Source organism: Plantactinospora mayteni (assembly GCF_016862935.1).
Lineage (GTDB): Bacteria > Actinomycetota > Actinomycetes > Mycobacteriales > Micromonosporaceae > Plantactinospora > Plantactinospora mayteni.
The window spans coordinates 136,572-151,769 of sequence record NZ_BONX01000053.1; the positions used below are offsets into that span (position 1 = coordinate 136,572).

13 protein-coding genes and 1 pseudogene are annotated in these 15,198 nt (G+C 69.3%); 7 read left to right on the plus strand and 7 right to left on the minus strand.

The window, feature by feature from the left end:
• Nucleotides 1-23: 23 nt before the first annotated feature.
• From Pma05_RS34905 to Pma05_RS34915, 3 genes are read right to left on the minus strand one after another with little or no spacing between them, the layout of a single operon-like run.
• Complete coding sequence (locus Pma05_RS34905) at nucleotides 24-1,034, minus strand: ABC transporter permease (RefSeq protein WP_203861781.1); 1,011 nt, start codon at nucleotides 1,032-1,034, stop codon at nucleotides 24-26.
• Nucleotides 1,031-2,077 (minus strand): ABC transporter permease, encoded by a 1,047-nt coding sequence (locus Pma05_RS34910; protein ID WP_203861782.1) that lies wholly within the window; start codon nucleotides 2,075-2,077, stop codon nucleotides 1,031-1,033. Before Pma05_RS34910 ends, Pma05_RS34905 begins: the two co-directional genes overlap by 4 nt.
• Nucleotides 2,074-3,609, minus strand: a complete 1,536-nt coding sequence (locus tag Pma05_RS34915; protein ID WP_239313732.1) for a sugar ABC transporter ATP-binding protein — start codon at nucleotides 3,607-3,609, stop codon at nucleotides 2,074-2,076. Before Pma05_RS34915 ends, Pma05_RS34910 begins: the two co-directional genes overlap by 4 nt.
• Before the next feature lie 617 nt (nucleotides 3,610-4,226).
• Here Pma05_RS34915 and Pma05_RS34920 point away from each other — a divergent pair.
• The gene (locus Pma05_RS34920; RefSeq protein WP_203861783.1) at nucleotides 4,227-7,772 is read left to right on the plus strand and encodes a ThuA domain-containing protein; all 3,546 of its coding nucleotides are present in this window, start codon (nucleotides 4,227-4,229) and stop codon (nucleotides 7,770-7,772) included.
• Nucleotides 7,773-7,865: 93 nt separating this feature from the next.
• On the opposite strand, the gene Pma05_RS34925 is transcribed toward Pma05_RS34920, so the two are convergent.
• Nucleotides 7,866-8,075, minus strand: coding sequence for a hypothetical protein (locus Pma05_RS34925; RefSeq protein ID WP_203861784.1), 210 nt, complete (start codon nucleotides 8,073-8,075; stop codon nucleotides 7,866-7,868).
• Between the two features lie 97 nt (nucleotides 8,076-8,172).
• Here Pma05_RS34925 and Pma05_RS34930 point away from each other — a divergent pair, with 97 nt between their 5' ends.
• From Pma05_RS34930 to Pma05_RS34940, 3 genes are all read left to right on the plus strand, one after another.
• Nucleotides 8,173-8,583 (plus strand): hypothetical protein, encoded by a 411-nt coding sequence (locus Pma05_RS34930; protein WP_203861785.1) that lies wholly within the window; start codon nucleotides 8,173-8,175, stop codon nucleotides 8,581-8,583.
• 100 nt (nucleotides 8,584-8,683) lie between these two features.
• Complete coding sequence (locus Pma05_RS34935; protein WP_203861786.1) at nucleotides 8,684-9,142, plus strand: SRPBCC domain-containing protein; 459 nt, start codon at nucleotides 8,684-8,686, stop codon at nucleotides 9,140-9,142.
• On the plus strand, nucleotides 9,139-9,459 hold the full coding sequence (locus Pma05_RS34940; protein ID WP_203861787.1) for an ArsR/SmtB family transcription factor: 321 nt from the start codon (nucleotides 9,139-9,141) through the stop codon (nucleotides 9,457-9,459). The genes Pma05_RS34935 and Pma05_RS34940 overlap by 4 nt, the downstream gene beginning before the upstream one ends.
• A 156-nt stretch (nucleotides 9,460-9,615) precedes the next feature.
• Here Pma05_RS34940 and Pma05_RS34945 read toward each other — a convergent pair whose 3' ends face one another.
• A complete protein-coding gene (locus Pma05_RS34945) occupies nucleotides 9,616-10,944 on the minus strand; it encodes a hypothetical protein (RefSeq protein ID WP_203861788.1) in 1,329 nt (442 codons plus the stop codon).
• Between the two features lie 345 nt (nucleotides 10,945-11,289).
• Between Pma05_RS34945 and Pma05_RS34950 the strand changes: the two genes are divergently transcribed.
• Nucleotides 11,290-11,874 carry a hypothetical protein gene (locus Pma05_RS34950; RefSeq protein WP_203861808.1) on the plus strand — a complete coding sequence of 195 codons (585 nt, stop codon included), beginning with the start codon at nucleotides 11,290-11,292 and terminating at the stop codon, nucleotides 11,872-11,874.
• A gap of 278 nt (nucleotides 11,875-12,152) precedes the next feature.
• Here Pma05_RS34950 and Pma05_RS34955 read toward each other — a convergent pair.
• Nucleotides 12,153-12,306: pseudogene (locus Pma05_RS34955) on the minus strand (1-acyl-sn-glycerol-3-phosphate acyltransferase); the annotation flags it as partial.
• Nucleotides 12,307-12,344: 38 nt separating this feature from the next.
• Nucleotides 12,345-12,518 (minus strand): hypothetical protein, encoded by a 174-nt coding sequence (locus tag Pma05_RS34960; RefSeq protein ID WP_203861789.1) that lies wholly within the window; start codon nucleotides 12,516-12,518, stop codon nucleotides 12,345-12,347.
• Between the two features lie 678 nt (nucleotides 12,519-13,196).
• Here Pma05_RS34960 and Pma05_RS34965 point away from each other — a divergent pair.
• Together Pma05_RS34965 and Pma05_RS34970 are read left to right on the plus strand one after the other, a co-directional pair.
• On the plus strand, nucleotides 13,197-13,910 hold the full coding sequence (locus Pma05_RS34965) for a helix-hairpin-helix domain-containing protein (RefSeq protein ID WP_203861790.1): 714 nt from the start codon (nucleotides 13,197-13,199) through the stop codon (nucleotides 13,908-13,910).
• Nucleotides 13,911-13,924: 14 nt separating this feature from the next.
• A complete protein-coding gene (locus tag Pma05_RS34970) occupies nucleotides 13,925-15,013 on the plus strand; it encodes an OmpA family protein (RefSeq protein ID WP_203861791.1) in 1,089 nt (362 codons plus the stop codon).
• Nucleotides 15,014-15,198 lie beyond the last annotated feature (185 nt).

Sequence of the window (15,198 nt, forward strand, 5' to 3'; positions counted from 1 at the left end):
TCCTCCTGGGGATGGAAAGGTGGTTACCTGCGACGGAGCGCGCCGACTGACACGGCGGCCAGAATGATCAAGCCCTGTACGGTGGACTTGAGCGCCCCGGAGACGCCGTAGAAGTTCATGAGGGTGAAGAGGGTTTCCAGGGTCAGCGCGCCGAGCATGGCGCCGAGCAGCGCGCCCCGGCCGCCGCCGAGGGCAACCCCGCCGAGCACCACGGCGGTGATGGCGGTGAACTCCAACCCGAGCCCGGCCTGGAACGACACGCCGCTGTAGCCGCCGAGCAGGATCGCCGCGACGGTGGCGGCGAGGCCGCTGAGTACGAAGGCGACGGTCTTGGCCCGGCCGACCCGGACCCCGGCCAGCTCGGCGGTCCGCGGGTTGTCGCCGACAGCTACCAGGGTTCGGCCGGGGTCCGAGCGGCTGAACAGCAGCAGCAGGCCGGCAACCGCGAGCAGTACCAGCAGGGCGTACGGCAGCCGGCCGAGCAGCGGGACATCCTCGACGGCCAGCCGGCCGAACCGGCGGAACTCGTCGGAGAGTCCGCCCCGGGGTGCCCCGTCCGACCAGAGGTAGACGGCGCCGACCAGGATCAGGTACATGCCGAGGGTGGTGATGAACGACGGGACCCGCAGGGCCGTGGTGATCAGCCCGTTGGCGAGGCCGACCAGCAGACCGAAGCCGAACAGCAGCAGCACCACCGGCCAGGTCCGGCCCGGGTCGCTGTCGATCAGCCGGGCGGCCACCACCACCTGGGCGGTGACCAGCGAGCCGACCGACAGGTCGAACTCGCCGGAGACGATCACGAAGTACTGGCCGGCGGCGAGGATGATGATCGGCGCGGAGCGGCCGAGGAAGGAGAGCAGCGAGGCGGGCTGGAAGAAGTCGGGCTGCTGGATCGCGATCAGCACCAGGAGCAGCGCGAGGATCGCGACGATCGGCAGTACGCCGCCCGGCCGGGTCAGCCGGCCCCGGGCCGCCGCGCCGGACCGGCGTTGCGTGGCGGTACCGTCGGGATCCCGGGTCAGCTCGGCGGTCATGACGGCGCCCCGGTCCGCTCGCGGTGCCGGCGGTGCCGGCGTCTGGCGTACAGTGCCACCGCCGCAATGATGATCACGCCCCGGACGACCTGCTTGAAGAACGCGTCGACCTCCAGTTGGTTGAAGACGCTGTCGACGGTCGCCAGCAGCAGGACGCCGCCGACGGTGCCGGCCACGCCGCCCCGGCCGCCGGCCAGGGCGGCGCCGCCGAGTACCACGGCGGCGATCGACTCGAGGTCGTAGAAGCTCTCGACGCCGACCCGGGGCGCGCCGGAACCGAGGCGGCTGGCCAGGTAGATGCCGGCCAGTCCGGCGCAGAGGGCGCAGAGCACGTGGCTGAGGATCAGTACCCGGTCGTTGCGTACCCCGGAGAGCCGGGCGACGTCCGGGTCGCCGCCGACCGCGACCAGGTGGTGGCCGTACCGGGTGCGGCGCAGGGCGAACCAGATCGCCGCGGCGACTCCGAGGAAGAGCAGGAAGGCGACCGGGACCGGCCCGACCCGCTGGTAGCCGAGGGTCTGCACCAGGGTCGGGGCGGTGCTGCCGGCCGGCCCGTCGTAGCCGTTCTCCAGGTAGCCCTTGAGCAGCAGACCGACGCCGAGCGTCGCGATGAACGCGTTGATCCCGACGGTGGCGACCAGGACGCCGTTGACCAGTCCGATGGCGACGCTGACCGCCAGCACGAGCAGTACCGCCGGGGTGATCCGGCTGTCGCTGCCGTTCATCGTCTCGGCGGCGACCAGGGTGCTGAGACTGACCACGTAGCCGACCGACAGGTCGAGTGAACCGCCGAGGATGACCAGGGTCTGACCGGCCGCGACCAGGCCCAGGCCGGTGGCGACGTGCAGCAGGCTGACCACGCTCGACTGGTTGAGCAACTGCCCGCCGTCCAGGGCCACCACGAGCCAGCCGATCACCAGGGTCAGGGCGAGCGCGACGAAGACACCGCGTGCCGGATCGGCGCCGACGGCGGTACGCAGAGTCCGGACCGGCCGGCGGGGGACCGCCGGGGTGCGCTCCGGGGCGGAGCGTGTGGCGGTCATCGGGACTCCGCCCGGTCGGCACCGGTGGCCAGACCCATCACGTCCTCCTCGGTGGCCCGCGCGGGGAGTTCGCCGGCGATGGTGCCGTCGCGCATCACCACGATCCGGTCGCTCATGCCGAGCAGTTCGGGCAGTTCGGAGGAGATCATCAGGACGGCCGCCCCGTCCCGGGCCAGCCGGCGTACCAGGTCGTGGATGGCGGACTTGGCGCCGACGTCGATGCCCCGGGTCGGCTCGTCGAAGAGCAGTATCCGGGGGGTCAGGGAGAGCCAGCGGGCCAGTACCACCTTCTGCTGGTTGCCGCCGGACAGGAAGCGGATCTCCTGCTGGTCGCCGGCGGCGCGCACGTCGACGGCGGCCAGCAGGTCACGGATCCGCACCGTGCGCGCGGCTCGGCCGGCCCAGCGCGGGAACACGGCCCGGCCGGCGAGCAGGGCGTTGTCCAGTACCGACTGTCCGGCGGCGATTCCCTCGCCCTTGCGGTCCTCGGTGAGGTACGCGATGCCGGCCCGGATCGCCGACCGGGCGGTACGCAGCCGTACCGGGCGCCCGTCGAGGCGTACCTCGCCGGAGGTGAAGGGGGCGGCGCCGAAGATCGCCCGGGCCAGCGCGGATCGGCCTGAGCCCTGTAATCCGGCCACTCCGAGCACCTCTCCGGCCCGTAGGTCGAGGTCGATGCCGCGCAGCCGGTTGTTGGCCCCGTCCCGGACCGACAGCCGGACCTCGCCGATTCGGTCCGCCTCGGCGCGGGGCGGGTAGTAGTGCGCCAGTTCCCGGCCGACCATGTGTCGGACCAGTTGGTCGTGGCTGGTCTCCGCCGTCGGCGCGGTGGTCACCCGGTGCCCGTCCTTGAGCACGGTGATCCGGCTGGACAGGTCGAAGACCTCGACCAGCCGGTGCGAGACGTAGAGGATGCCGATGCCACGCTCCTGCAACCGGCGGACCAGCGCGTAGAGCAGTTCGACCTCGTGGTCGGCGAGCGCCGCGGTCGGCTCGTCCATGATGAGCAGCCGGGCGTCGAGGGCGAGGGCCTTGACGATCTCGACGACCTGCTGCCGGGCGACACCGAGCTGTCCGACCCGGGCGGTGGGCGGGAAGGACGTCTCGCCGACGGCGTCGAGCAGTTCGGCGGTACGTCGCAGCATCGCCCGCTTGTCCACCAGGCCGCGTCGCAGCGGTTCGTGGCCGAGGAACACGTTCTCGGCGACGGTGCGCTCGGGCAGCAGGTTGAACTCCTGGTGGATGATCCCGATGCCGGCCGACTGCGCCTGGCGGGGGCTGCGAAAGCTCACCGGCGTGCCGTCGAACTCGACGCTGCCGCCGTCCGGTGGGTACACCCCGGAGATGATCTTCATCAGGGTGGACTTGCCCGCACCGTTCTCGCCGACGACGGCGTGCACCTCGCCGCGCCGCAGGTCGAGGTCGACGCCGTCCAGGACCCGGACGTCGAGGAACGCCTTCGTGATGCCGCGCAGCTCGAGCAGCGGCAGGTCCCCGTCTGACTCGGTGGTCTCGCTACGGATCGTAACCAACGGGGCCCTCCAGTTGCCGCGCCACGCGTCTGCCGTACGCGGGGACCGAGTGACATGAGCCGACTTCCGAGGTGTGACCGAGTGAGCTTTCGCCGAAAGATGTCGAACTTTTGTCGAACCCGACAAATACTTGTGTGAGGAGGGTAAATGTTTCGATGGGTGCTGGCAACACCGCAACCCGCCGGAAACGTAGCTGTCTCGGGATCTGGTTGTCCTTTCCGCCGTTCGGTCGATGTCAATGGGCCGTCCGAATGACAGTGAGGGAGCGCTCTATTGGTCGAGTGTCGACTGTCGATCATCCTAATTGGATTCATCTGGCCGACAAGCAGGCACTTTTCATCAGTTCTCTGCCTGAGGGGCGTCGATCCGGTGATCGACATGTTGACATCTGTCCATACGCGGCGCAATCTGGCCTCCAGGCCAGGGCACCGAAGCACCCCACACTCGTGACACCGAGTCACGCCCGGTGCGAAGAACGGGGAAGCCGGCATCCCGTTGCGGCGAACGGTTGCCGGACCACCACCTCAGCAACCTCACGTCCGATCCTGCCCGTGGATCGGACGGATGCCCCGCGCCCGTGGTCAGTCAGCCCGTTGTCCCGCCGAAAGGAGACGGCAGTGCGACGTCCCGTCCTGTTATCAGCTCTGATCATGGGCGTACTTCTCTCGCTGACCCTGGTCAGGCCAGCCGAGGCGGCGCCGGTGTTCCGGGCGCTGCTGTTCACCAAGACCGTCGGCTACCGACACGACTCGATCCCGGCCGGCGTCGCGATGTTCCAGCAACAGGCCACCGAGAACAACTTCGAACTCGTGCACACCGAGGACGCCACCGTGTTCACGCCGGCGAACCTGGCCACCTTCGACGTACTGATCATGTTCCAGACCTCCGGCATGGTCTGGACCACCGCCGCGCAACGCCAGGCCGTCGAGGGCTTCCTCGCCAGCGGCAAGGGAATCGTCGCGGTACACAACGCGACGGACATGGGCATCGAGGGGGAGTACCCCTGGTGGGACCAGACGGTCAACGCCGGTGCCCACATGCCGGAACACTCGCCGGGCGTACTCACCGGGACCGCGATCGTGGCCGACCGGGCGCACCCGTCGACCGCCGGCCTGCCGGACCGGTGGGTCCGCGGCGAGGAGTGGTACAACTTCGACCGGAACCCCCGTGGTGACGTTCATGTGCTGGTGACCGCCGACGAGCGCACCTACAACCCGGGCGGGGCGGCGATGGGCAACGACCACCCGATCTCCTGGTGCCGCAACATCGGTACCGGCAAGGTATGGACGACGGCGATGGGCCACGCGACCGCCTCGTACAGCGAACCCGACTTCCGCAACCACGTCCTCGGCGGAGTGAAGTGGGCGGCGGGCAACCAGCCTGGCGACTGCGGCGGCACCGTCTGGGGCAACTTCGAGAAGCGGACCCTCGACGACAACACCGCCGACCCGATGGCGCTGGCGGTGCTGCCCGACGGCCGGGTGCTCTACGTCCAGCGGGCCGGCCAGGTCAGGATCTTCAAACCGAGCACCAACACCACGGTCACCGCCGGCACGCTCAGCGTCTACACCGGCGGCGAGGACGGCCTCACCGGCGTCGCGGTGGATCCGAACTTCGCCAGCAACGGCTTCGTCTACCTCTACCACTCGCCGCTGAGCAGCACCACCGACATCAACCGGGTCTCCCGGTTCACGCTCACCGGAGACACCCTGAACACGGCCAGCCCCACAACGGTGATCGACATTCCCGCGTACCGGGACCGCACCCACCCGGAGCCGGGACACACCGGCGGCTACCTCGCGTTCGGCCCGGACAGCAACCTCTACATCGGTACCGGTGACGACACGCCGCCCAACCTGGACAGCAACTGGCAGGGCTACGCCCCGCTCGACTGGCGGACCGGGCGCTCCCACCTCGACGCGGCCCGCAGCGCCGGCAACACCAACGACCTGCGTGGCAAGCTGCTGCGGATCCGGCCGGCAGCCAGCGGCGGCTACACCATCCCGAGCGGCAACCTGTACCCGCAGGGCACCGCGCAGACTCGACCCGAAATCTACGCGATGGGCTTCCGCAACCCGTTCCGATTCTCCATCGACCCCGCCAACGGCTGGGTGTACCTGGCGGACTACGGACCGGACCGGGGCGGCCCCGCCACCGACCGGGGGCCGGAAGGTCTGGTCGAACTCAACGTGATCAAGTCGCCCGGCAACTACGGCTGGCCGTTCTGCCACGGCGACAACCAGGCGTACGCCCCGTTCAACCCCGACACCGGGGCGATCGGCGCCAAGTTCAACTGCGCGGCACCGGTCAACAACTCGCCCAACAACACCGGCCTGGTCAACCTGCGCCCGAGCGTCGCGCCGAACATGTGGTACGGCTACGGCGCCTCCCCGACCTTCCCCGAACTCGGCAGTGGCGGTTCCGCCCCGATGGGTGGCCCGGTCTACCGGTACGACCCGAACAACCCGTCGACGACGAAGTTCCCGCCCTACTACAACGGCGTGCACTTCTTCTACGAGTGGTCCCGCAACTACGTCAAGGAGGTCCACTTCGACGGCGCCACGGCCGTGACCCGGACGAATCCCTTCCTGCCCGCCACCGGATTCAACAAGCCGATGGACATGACATTCGGGCCTGACGGCTCGCTCTACCTGCTCGAATGGGGCTCCAACTTCGGCGGCGGAAACAACGACTCCGGGCTGTACCGGATCGACTACGTCCAGGGCGGGCGGGCGCCGGTCGCGAAGGCGGTGGGTACGCCGACGAACGGCAACGCGCCACTGACCGTACAGTTCTCCAGCGCCGGCTCCGCCGACCCGGATCCGGGCGACACGATCAGCTACGAGTGGACCTTCGGCGACGGGACGACGTCGACCGCGGCCAACCCGTCGAAGACCTACACCAGCAACGGCAACTACACCGCCCAGCTCAAGGTGACCGACAGCACCGGCAGGGCCGGCTACTCCAACGTGCAGATCACCGTGGGCAACACCGCACCGGTGGTCACCATCACCACCCCGGTTGACGGCGGCATGCTCACCTTCGGCGAGCGGGTGCCGTACACGGTGACAGTCACCGACCCCGGCGGGGCGCCCGTCGACTGCGCCAAGGTCCTGGTCAACCCGGCCCTGGGCCACGACGACCACCAGCACGAGACGACCGACTACCCAGGCTGCTCGGGCACCATCTCCACCGACCTGCTCGGCGGGCATCCCGACGGCGCCAACCTCTACTACGTGCTCAACGCCAAGTACACCGACGACGGCGGCGCGGGCGGCGCGGCGCCGCTGACCGGTTACGGTCACGCGATCCTGCAACCGAAGCACAAGCAGGCCGAGTACTTCACCGCCCAGTCCGGCGTCCGGGTCGTCAGCCAGGCCGGCGCGGAGAGCGGCGGGCGGATCGGCGACATCTCCAACAACGACTGGATCTCGTTCACCCCGATGGCCCTACAGGGCATCAGCACCGTCAGCTACCGGGTCTCGTCGCCCTTCGGGGGCGGTTCGGTCGAACTGCGTGCCGACTCGCCGACCGGTACCCTCCTGGCGACGACGCCAGTGCCGAACACCGGCGGCTGGGACAACTACCAGTCGACGGCGGCGGTGAACACCACCGGCATCGCCGGCAGCCGTACCCTCTACCTCGTCTTCAAGTCCAGCACCAACAACTCCTTCGACGTCGACTCGATCACGTTCGGCGGCACCGGGGTCGGCGTACCGGCCAGCGGTGGTGTGGCCGGTCGCACCTGGACGCTGGCCGCCGAGCACAGCGGCAAGCTTGTCGACGTCAACGCCCAGTCGACGGCCGACGGGGCGATCGTCCAGCAGTGGGCGCCGAACGGCGGAAACAACCAGCGCTGGCAGGCCGTCGACGCCGGTGGCGGAACGGTGCAGCTCCGCGCCGTCCACAGCGGCAAGTGTCTCGACGTCACCGGGAGCTCAACGGCACCGGGCGCCTTCCTGCAACAGTCCACCTGCAACGGTGGCGCGAACCAACGGTTCCGGGTCGAGGCGGCCGGTACCGGTGGTGTCTACACCGTGGTCTCGGCGCTGAGCGGCCTCTGCCTGGACGTCAACGGCAACTCGGTGCTCGACGGCGCACGTCTGGTGCAGTGGAACTGCCAGAATTCGACCAACCAGAGATTCCGATTCGGCTCGGTCTGAGTTCCTGAACGTCGCGCCGTTCCACCCGTCACGGGGTGGAACGGCGCGACACTGTCACGGGGCCAGCGCTGCCGACCGTGCGCGGAGGACTCATCAGTCGAGCGCGCTCTCCGTGGCGATGGCCGCGTCTTCCCAGACTTGCTGCGCCGTGTCCTCGTCGAGCTCGACCGTCGCCGCGTGTTCGCGCTGATTGCCCAACTCGACGCCGTGGCCTTCCGCAGACGTGATGACGAAGGTGAGGGCTTGGTCGTAGTCACCGAACCAGTGGGCGACTTCGGCGGCGAGGGAGCCGATAGTAGTCATTGGACCCTGCTCTTCCCGAGCGGCTGCCGCATCATGTGGCAAACCAGGCGAGCCGGCCGCGCAGTCGAGCGCCTGGTCAGAAGGAGGTCGCAGAGACATGTCCGAGACAGACCAGGTCGACGGTCCCGGTTCGAACCCCATCCCGGCTGCAACCGTACCGCCGACCACGCAAGAGGTGGTATGGAGCACCAACGCGCAGTCCGTCGATACCGACCTGGACCGGGTGGTCAATCGGTATGGCGTTGTCAACACGCTGCTGGCGGCAGGCATCGACCCAACCGGCATCCGTGTGTATCAGGAGCCCGTGGACTACGCCGTCCACTGGGTCGTCGTCTTGGCCGACGGGCGCAATGTCGTGCTCACCGACGACACGGAGGAGCATGTGAGCTGGTTGGAGGGGCGGTGGCCGTTCGCGGCCACCTTCAGCGGCCGAGACGGTGTGCGAACGGAGATCGATGGCTCCATCGATCGACTCATGGCCCGGATCGTTGCCTGGTGTATCGCTTGACGCAGGGCGAGCAATGACGCTCCGAAGTGTAACCGCCGGGTTGCACCTGCCTGAGATCATGTGTAACCTCCGGGTGACGCTAGCCTTGAGGAGGCGTGACATGGTGGACCGGATCCAGCGCGAAATCTTCATCGATGCCGCAGTCGAGCGCGTGTGGGAACTGATCACGCAGGCCGAACACGTCCAGGTCTGGTTCGCCTTCGATGGTGCGGACATCGACCTGCGCCCGGGTGGGGCGCTCGTGCACAACTGGAAGGAGCATGGCACCTTCCGAGGCGTCATCGAGCAGGTCGATCGGCCCACGGTCTTCTCCTACCGGTACTCGTCCGTGCCCGATGAGGAGCCACGGCCGGGGTACCAGACCCTGGTGACGTTCACCCTCGCAGCCGCCGACGGCGGCACCCGCCTCGTCGTGGTCGAGAGCGGGTTCGACGAGCTGGCCATGGATCCCGAGCAGCGGCGCATGCATATCCAGGGCACAACCGACGGATGGGCCGGCGGCCTGTCGGCGTTGCGGGAGCGGGCGGCAACCCTCGAACATCCGACACCGCGACCATGACCCAGCCACAGACCCAGGTACTGGCGGCGCTGGCCGACCCTACCCGTTGGCACGTTCTGCAAACGCTCGCAGAGAGAGGCGAGCAAACAGCCACCCAGCTGGCCGGCCCGCTGCCGGTCAGTCGACCAGCGGTAATCAAACACCTCACCACACTGCAACAGCACGGTCTGGTATCCAGTCGCCGACGCGGGCGCGAGGTGCTCTACAGCGCGAACCCCTCCCGACTGATCGAAACCGCACGGTGGATGGCGAACGTCGCGGCCACCTGGGAGGCCGGCCTCCTGAGACTCCGGGCGCTCGCGGAAGACACCCGGTGAGGTCCTCGACCAGTTCCGCCAGGCCCGTACCGGAGTCAGCGTGCGGTGCGAGCGTCCGGATCGGACACTCGCACCGCCGTCGCCGCCGTTCAGGGGTACGCCGTCGCGGCGCTCACCCGTGGGCGGCGGCCCGCCTCCGTCCGGAGGTCCGGGTCACTATCGCGGCCACGCGCAGTGGATGTGCGTGGCATGGTCGGCGTCGTCCCCCGGCCCCAGCACCTCCGTCGCCCCGTACGCCCGGCAGGCGTCCTTGAACGCCTGGTTGAACGGATTGCTCGTGTTCACCCGTGCGCCGTTGATGGTGTCGACATCGAATGCCTTCCCGACGTAGTGCCGGGATGTCGCACTGCCGTGCCTGCTTCCGGCGATCGCGGTCACCCGGAAGTTGTAGCCGTTCAGCAGGTGCAGGCTGAGGATGCCGCGCAACATGTCGAGGTCGAGGTTCACGCTGGTCCGACCTACATGGCTGAAGTCGCTGGTCTGGGCGGGCAGCCCGGCCGCGGTGTCCACGATGTTCTGGCGGGCCGTCGACGCCGGGTCGGACTGCCCGCCCACGTGGGAGGGGAGCAGATCGATGGCGGGAATGTCCCGGATCGCCGCCGCCGGGTTGTACGCCGGCAGGCCGGTGCTGAACACCCCTGACCCGACCGAGACGGACAGGTACGAGGTGCCCAGGCCGTAGCACGGGGACAGGTAACGCTGCGGGGCGGGAAGCGCGAAGCAGCCGCCCCACGGCGTTCCGTCCAGGGTCTGCAACGCCAGGTCGAACCCGATCTCCAACTGGCGACCGCCGTCGTAGATGCGACCGTCGATGATCACCGCCCCGATGCTGTACCCGTAGTAGTAGGAGGAGAAGTAGAAGGGGGCGGCCGCGGCGATGACGGAACCGTTGTACCGGGAGCCGGCCGTCCGCTCGATCAGGTACGCCTGGCCGGCGCCCGCGAGGTAGAAGTTGCACACGATCTCGGCCAGATAGTCGACCCGGGCCAGGGCGGTACCGTTTCGGGTCACCTGACCGCTGATGTACGGCACGCAGGTCGGCGGATTGTTCGGGTCCTCCAGATCCTCGACCATCCGGGGTGCCGGGCCGGCCTTCGGCTTGCCCAACGTGATCCCGGTGCCCGGCGGCACGGACGCCGTCCGGCGGCTAGCGGCGGAGCGCAGACCGGCATCCGGTGTCAGCCCGGATACGCCGGGCACGGCCTCGGCGGCCCGGCCGGGCAGGCTCGGCGCGGGCTCCTTGGACACGTCTGCCTGTGCCGGTACCGCCTGTCCCAGCACTCCGACCAGCGCGAGCGCCAAGGCCAGCACCCCGGCCATCCACCGCCGACGGCGTGACCCCACCGATCCCCGCCCGGCGCGGTCGATCCCGTACCCCGGACCGGCGGGCGCGGCCAGCCCGGCCGTCGAGGCCGGCGACGCGGTGACCGCCGGCACGCCCTCCGGCATCGGCAGCTCGTCGCGTGCTCTGCCTGTTCCTGTCATGTTCCCCTCCATCGGCGAGGCAGCTATCCGGCCACGCTTTCAATCCGGACTGAACGGCAACTGGACGGTGGTTGGACGCGCCCGATGGTGGGACGCGGGTCTCCTGGCCGCCACCGACATCGACCGTGAAGCAGGCCCGGCCGTCGGAGTTGTCAGCAGTCCGCCAGCCGGCGGGGCGTAGCGGCTTCGCTCCCTTCGGACGGCCGCATCGCCGGCCGACAGCGGCAAGTCCGACGCCGCGCATCGGCCATTCGGTCGGGGCTCTGTGCGGATTCTGTGCACGCCGGTTGACAGGCTGCGCTGCGTCGGCGGACCCGCCGACGACGTACCGAGGAGGAGTGACGTATGACGATGGTGCCAACAAGCGCGCGCGGTCACAGCGGCTGGACCGCCGTGCTCCTGGCGGCGGTGATGGTGGCGACGTCCGTTCTGGTCGCCACGCCGGCGACCCAGGCGGCGACGGTCGAGGCCGGCGGCGAGGCGACGCCGACCGTCACGGTGCGACCGGGTGGCCCGGGTACCTACGCCGTGGGGGATACCGTCGCCACGATCGAACGCGTGCCGTCGAGCACGGGACCAGCAGGCGACGACGACCCGCAGATCTACCCAGGCTGGGACGTCTGCGTGTTCGACATGTACGGCTACCGGGGCTGGGTCATCTGCCGGATGGAGTGGTCCGCTATCACCTGGGTCAGCGGCACCGACACGTACGAGGAGGTCTTCGTGATCGGGCAGGACTGGTCGGTCTGGCACATCTGGCGCGGTAGCGGCGGGTGGAAGAGCCTCGGCGGCCGGGCCCTCGCCGAACTCGGAAACGGCGCCTTCGTGGACGTCAATCCGGTGCGTGCCATGACGTTCGGCCTGGACGCGGACCTGTGGTGCCGGTACCGCGGCACCGGCAACTGGGCCGGTGGTTGGAGCCGCTGCTGAGCTGTCGTACCCCGTTCCGCTCCGCCGTCCCCCGCAGGACCGCCTCGGCGATGACGTCGAGGCGGCCCATGGCACCGGTGTCGGTGCCGGCGACGCAGTCCGAATGGGCGCGAGAGGAGGCCGGTGCGGTCAGGACCACGCTGTCCCGGCTCACCCCGGCCAACCACTGAACCTTTTTCAACCTCCCCTCGCGGTCCGTCGTGGTCGCAGGTGAAAGTCGGGGCGCACCCGCCGCGCGGTTCAGGTTGAAAAAGGTTCACTGACCACCTCAACAACAAGACTCGGCCGTCGGGGGAACGGGTGCCCTCGGGGAAGACGGCTACCAGGCCGCCGGAGCGGAGTACGGGCGTGGCGGCGTAATGCCGTGAGCGCCGCCCGGCCGCCGCCCCGCTCGACCGGGATGGCGCCCATGCCGGTGACGACTCGCCGGGATCGGTGGCGCCGGTCGCGAGGGTGAGGCTGCCCCAGTTTCACAGTTGGGCGATGCCGTGCAGGCTGGCCCACAGTGCTCCTGTGACGACCTGGTTCGGCGGTTCGGGCTCGGGCCGAGCCTGCGTGACCAGGTCGGTGAGAAATCGGAAGAGCGGCAGGCTGGTGTCGCGAAGTCCCAGGTGGCTGCTCTTCAGTAGGTCGTGGCGAAACATCAACTCGTACCGGCCGCCGCCGAACTCAACGGCCGCCTACGCGGACGCTCGGCTGGGGTGCCCCGGCCGAGCGTCGTGACAGGCCCATTGCCGTCGCCAGTTAGACCGCGTGTTGCAACGATCCCTCGAAACTGTCCACTGTTCCTCTGGCTGAGGCCCTGCTTCGTTCGGGGCTATGGACAGCCGATGTAGCCGATCGGGACGCCTGGTCGTTCGGGGCAGAGGTGAAGCTTCCGCTCGTGGCTGCTGCGGCACTCGAGGATGGCAACGGACTCGGTTGCGGGATGCCGACGATTGGCGCGGAAACTCAAATCCTCACTCCATCGGAATCGGCCGGATGGATCGGCCGCGCCCACCGACGACCGAGTTTGGTCGGAGTCCGGTCGAGCCTCGATCACCAGCTCCGGTTCCGGTCGACGCCAACGCCCGCCATTGCGCGACAACCACCCCATGAGCTGCCATTTCGTGCGATGGGCGGGGTAGTGCGGAGTGCCAGCACAACCCTTGATCAAGAGCCGCGAAGAGGTATGTAAGCATGCCACAATATCACGCCAATCGTGATCTTATCGCGATGTTTGGGTGCCGCCCGAACCGCGATCCTCCACATAGGATTCATCGGAGTTGGCGCGTTCGGGCGCTTGGCGACGCACCCATTCACATCCACCATGGAGGCTTTACGTGTCCTGGTTTATCGGCCAATCTCTTTTCCTTATCCTGGCGGCCTTCCTTCTGGGATTGCTCGTCGGTTGGCTCGTCTGGGGCACGAGGAGGCCGTCACTGCCGCCGTCGCGCGAAGCTGCGGTAGCCCGGCCGGGCGAAGCGGAGAATAGTGACAGCGTGGCGGCACCGACCGCGCATGCCGAACCGCGCCACGCGAGCCTTGCGACGATCGTGGACGGTGGCCGACGGGCCACAGATGGCCAGGACGTCCGGCCGGCGGTCAAGGGCGACGGCACTCAGGCGACCGACGGTCCTACCGCGAACAAGCCCACCCCGACGACCGCCGAGCCGGCGGCAACGCCGACCACGCCCGTCACGACCGCGGTCGAGCCCGCCGAGACCCGAGGCGACGAACCGGCGGCAACGCTGACCACACCCGTCACGACGGCGGTCGAGCCCGCCGAGACCCGAGGCGACGAACTGGAACGCATCGAGGGTATCGGCCCGAAGATGGCCTCCGCGCTGCGGGCCGCCGGCATCCACACCTTTCGGCAGCTCGCCGAGGCCGATGACGACACGCGGCGCGCGGCGATCGAGGCGGCCGGCCTCACCTTCGCGCCCAGCCTGGTCACCTGGGGTCGCCAGGCTCGACTGCTCGCCGACGGTGACGAGGCCGGCTTCGCTGAACTCACCGAGCTGCTGGTGGCCGGCCGGGACACGGGGCGGGCCTGATGAAGAAGAGTCTGATGAAGAAGAGCCTCTTGACGAAGAGCCCCATGCCGAACAACGAGTCCCGTCGGTTCAGTCCACTGCTGGGGCTGATCGTGGCCATTCTCGGTCTGGCTGTGCTGATGGTGGCACAGCAGGCGCCGAACCGGCACCGGATGGAGGACGATCTGACTCAGCGCTCGACCCGGGCGCTGCACTCGGCTGGCCTGTCCGACGTGTGGGTCACCTTCACCGGACGCGACGGCCGGCTGACGGCGAACTCGTCCGCCGAGGCCGAACACGCCCTCGACATCGTCCAGGCCATCCAGGGCGTACGGGTCGCCGAGGCGCAGGTGCCTGCCGCGTCCGTACCGCCCTCCGTGCTGGTGGCACTGGGCCAGGGCACGGCATCGGTCACTGGCACCGTTCCCAGCGAGCGTGCCCGTACCGCGCTTGTCGGCGCGGCGACCAGCCTCGGTACGGCGAGCGTCGAGGACCGGCTCACGGTCGACGGCGCCGTGACCGACACGGCACTCGGCGGCCTGGCGGACGTGCTGCGGGCCTTCGGCAGGAGCTCCGACGGTACGACCGTGCGACTCGACGGCGGCACCCTGAGCGTAGGCGGTCGGGTCTCCTCCGAGACGCACAAGAACGCGGTGCTGGCGGCGGCCCGAGCCACTGGCGCCACGGTGGTCGATCAGATCGAGGTCCCGGACGTCCGGCGACAGCTACAGGAGCTGCCCCGGCTCACCTTCGCCTCCGGCGGCGACTCCCTCACCGCCGCCTCCCAGGCGATTCTGGTCCGGGTGGCCCAGATCCTCGACGCCAATCCGAGTAGCCGAACGCGCATCGAGGGCCACACCGACACCACCGGTACGGCCGAGTCGAACCTCGTCCTCAGCCGGACCCGTGCCGCAGCGGTGTATGACTTCCTGGTCGGCAAGGGCGTCGCCGCCGATCGGTTGAGCGTCAAGGGGTTCGGCGAGACCCGTCCCAAGGTGACCGAGACCACCGCCGCCGACCGAGCCGAGAATCGACGGGTAGAGCTGGTCGCCGGCACCGCCGGGTCCCCACCGGACCGGCAGCCGCCCGGCGCCGGACCACCCGGCGCCGGACCGACCGGGTGACACGCTCGGTCCAGGCGGCTCGGCGGAACGGCTGGCCGCGCCGTCCGCCGGGCCGGCGGCGACCCGGGTCACCGCCGGCCCAGCCCTGTTCCCGGGCCCGTACGATCGCCTGGCTCCGGTCACCGGCGCCGACCTGACGAGGATGTTCGACAGGTGGTTGCGTACCGTCCTGGGCACCGATGCGG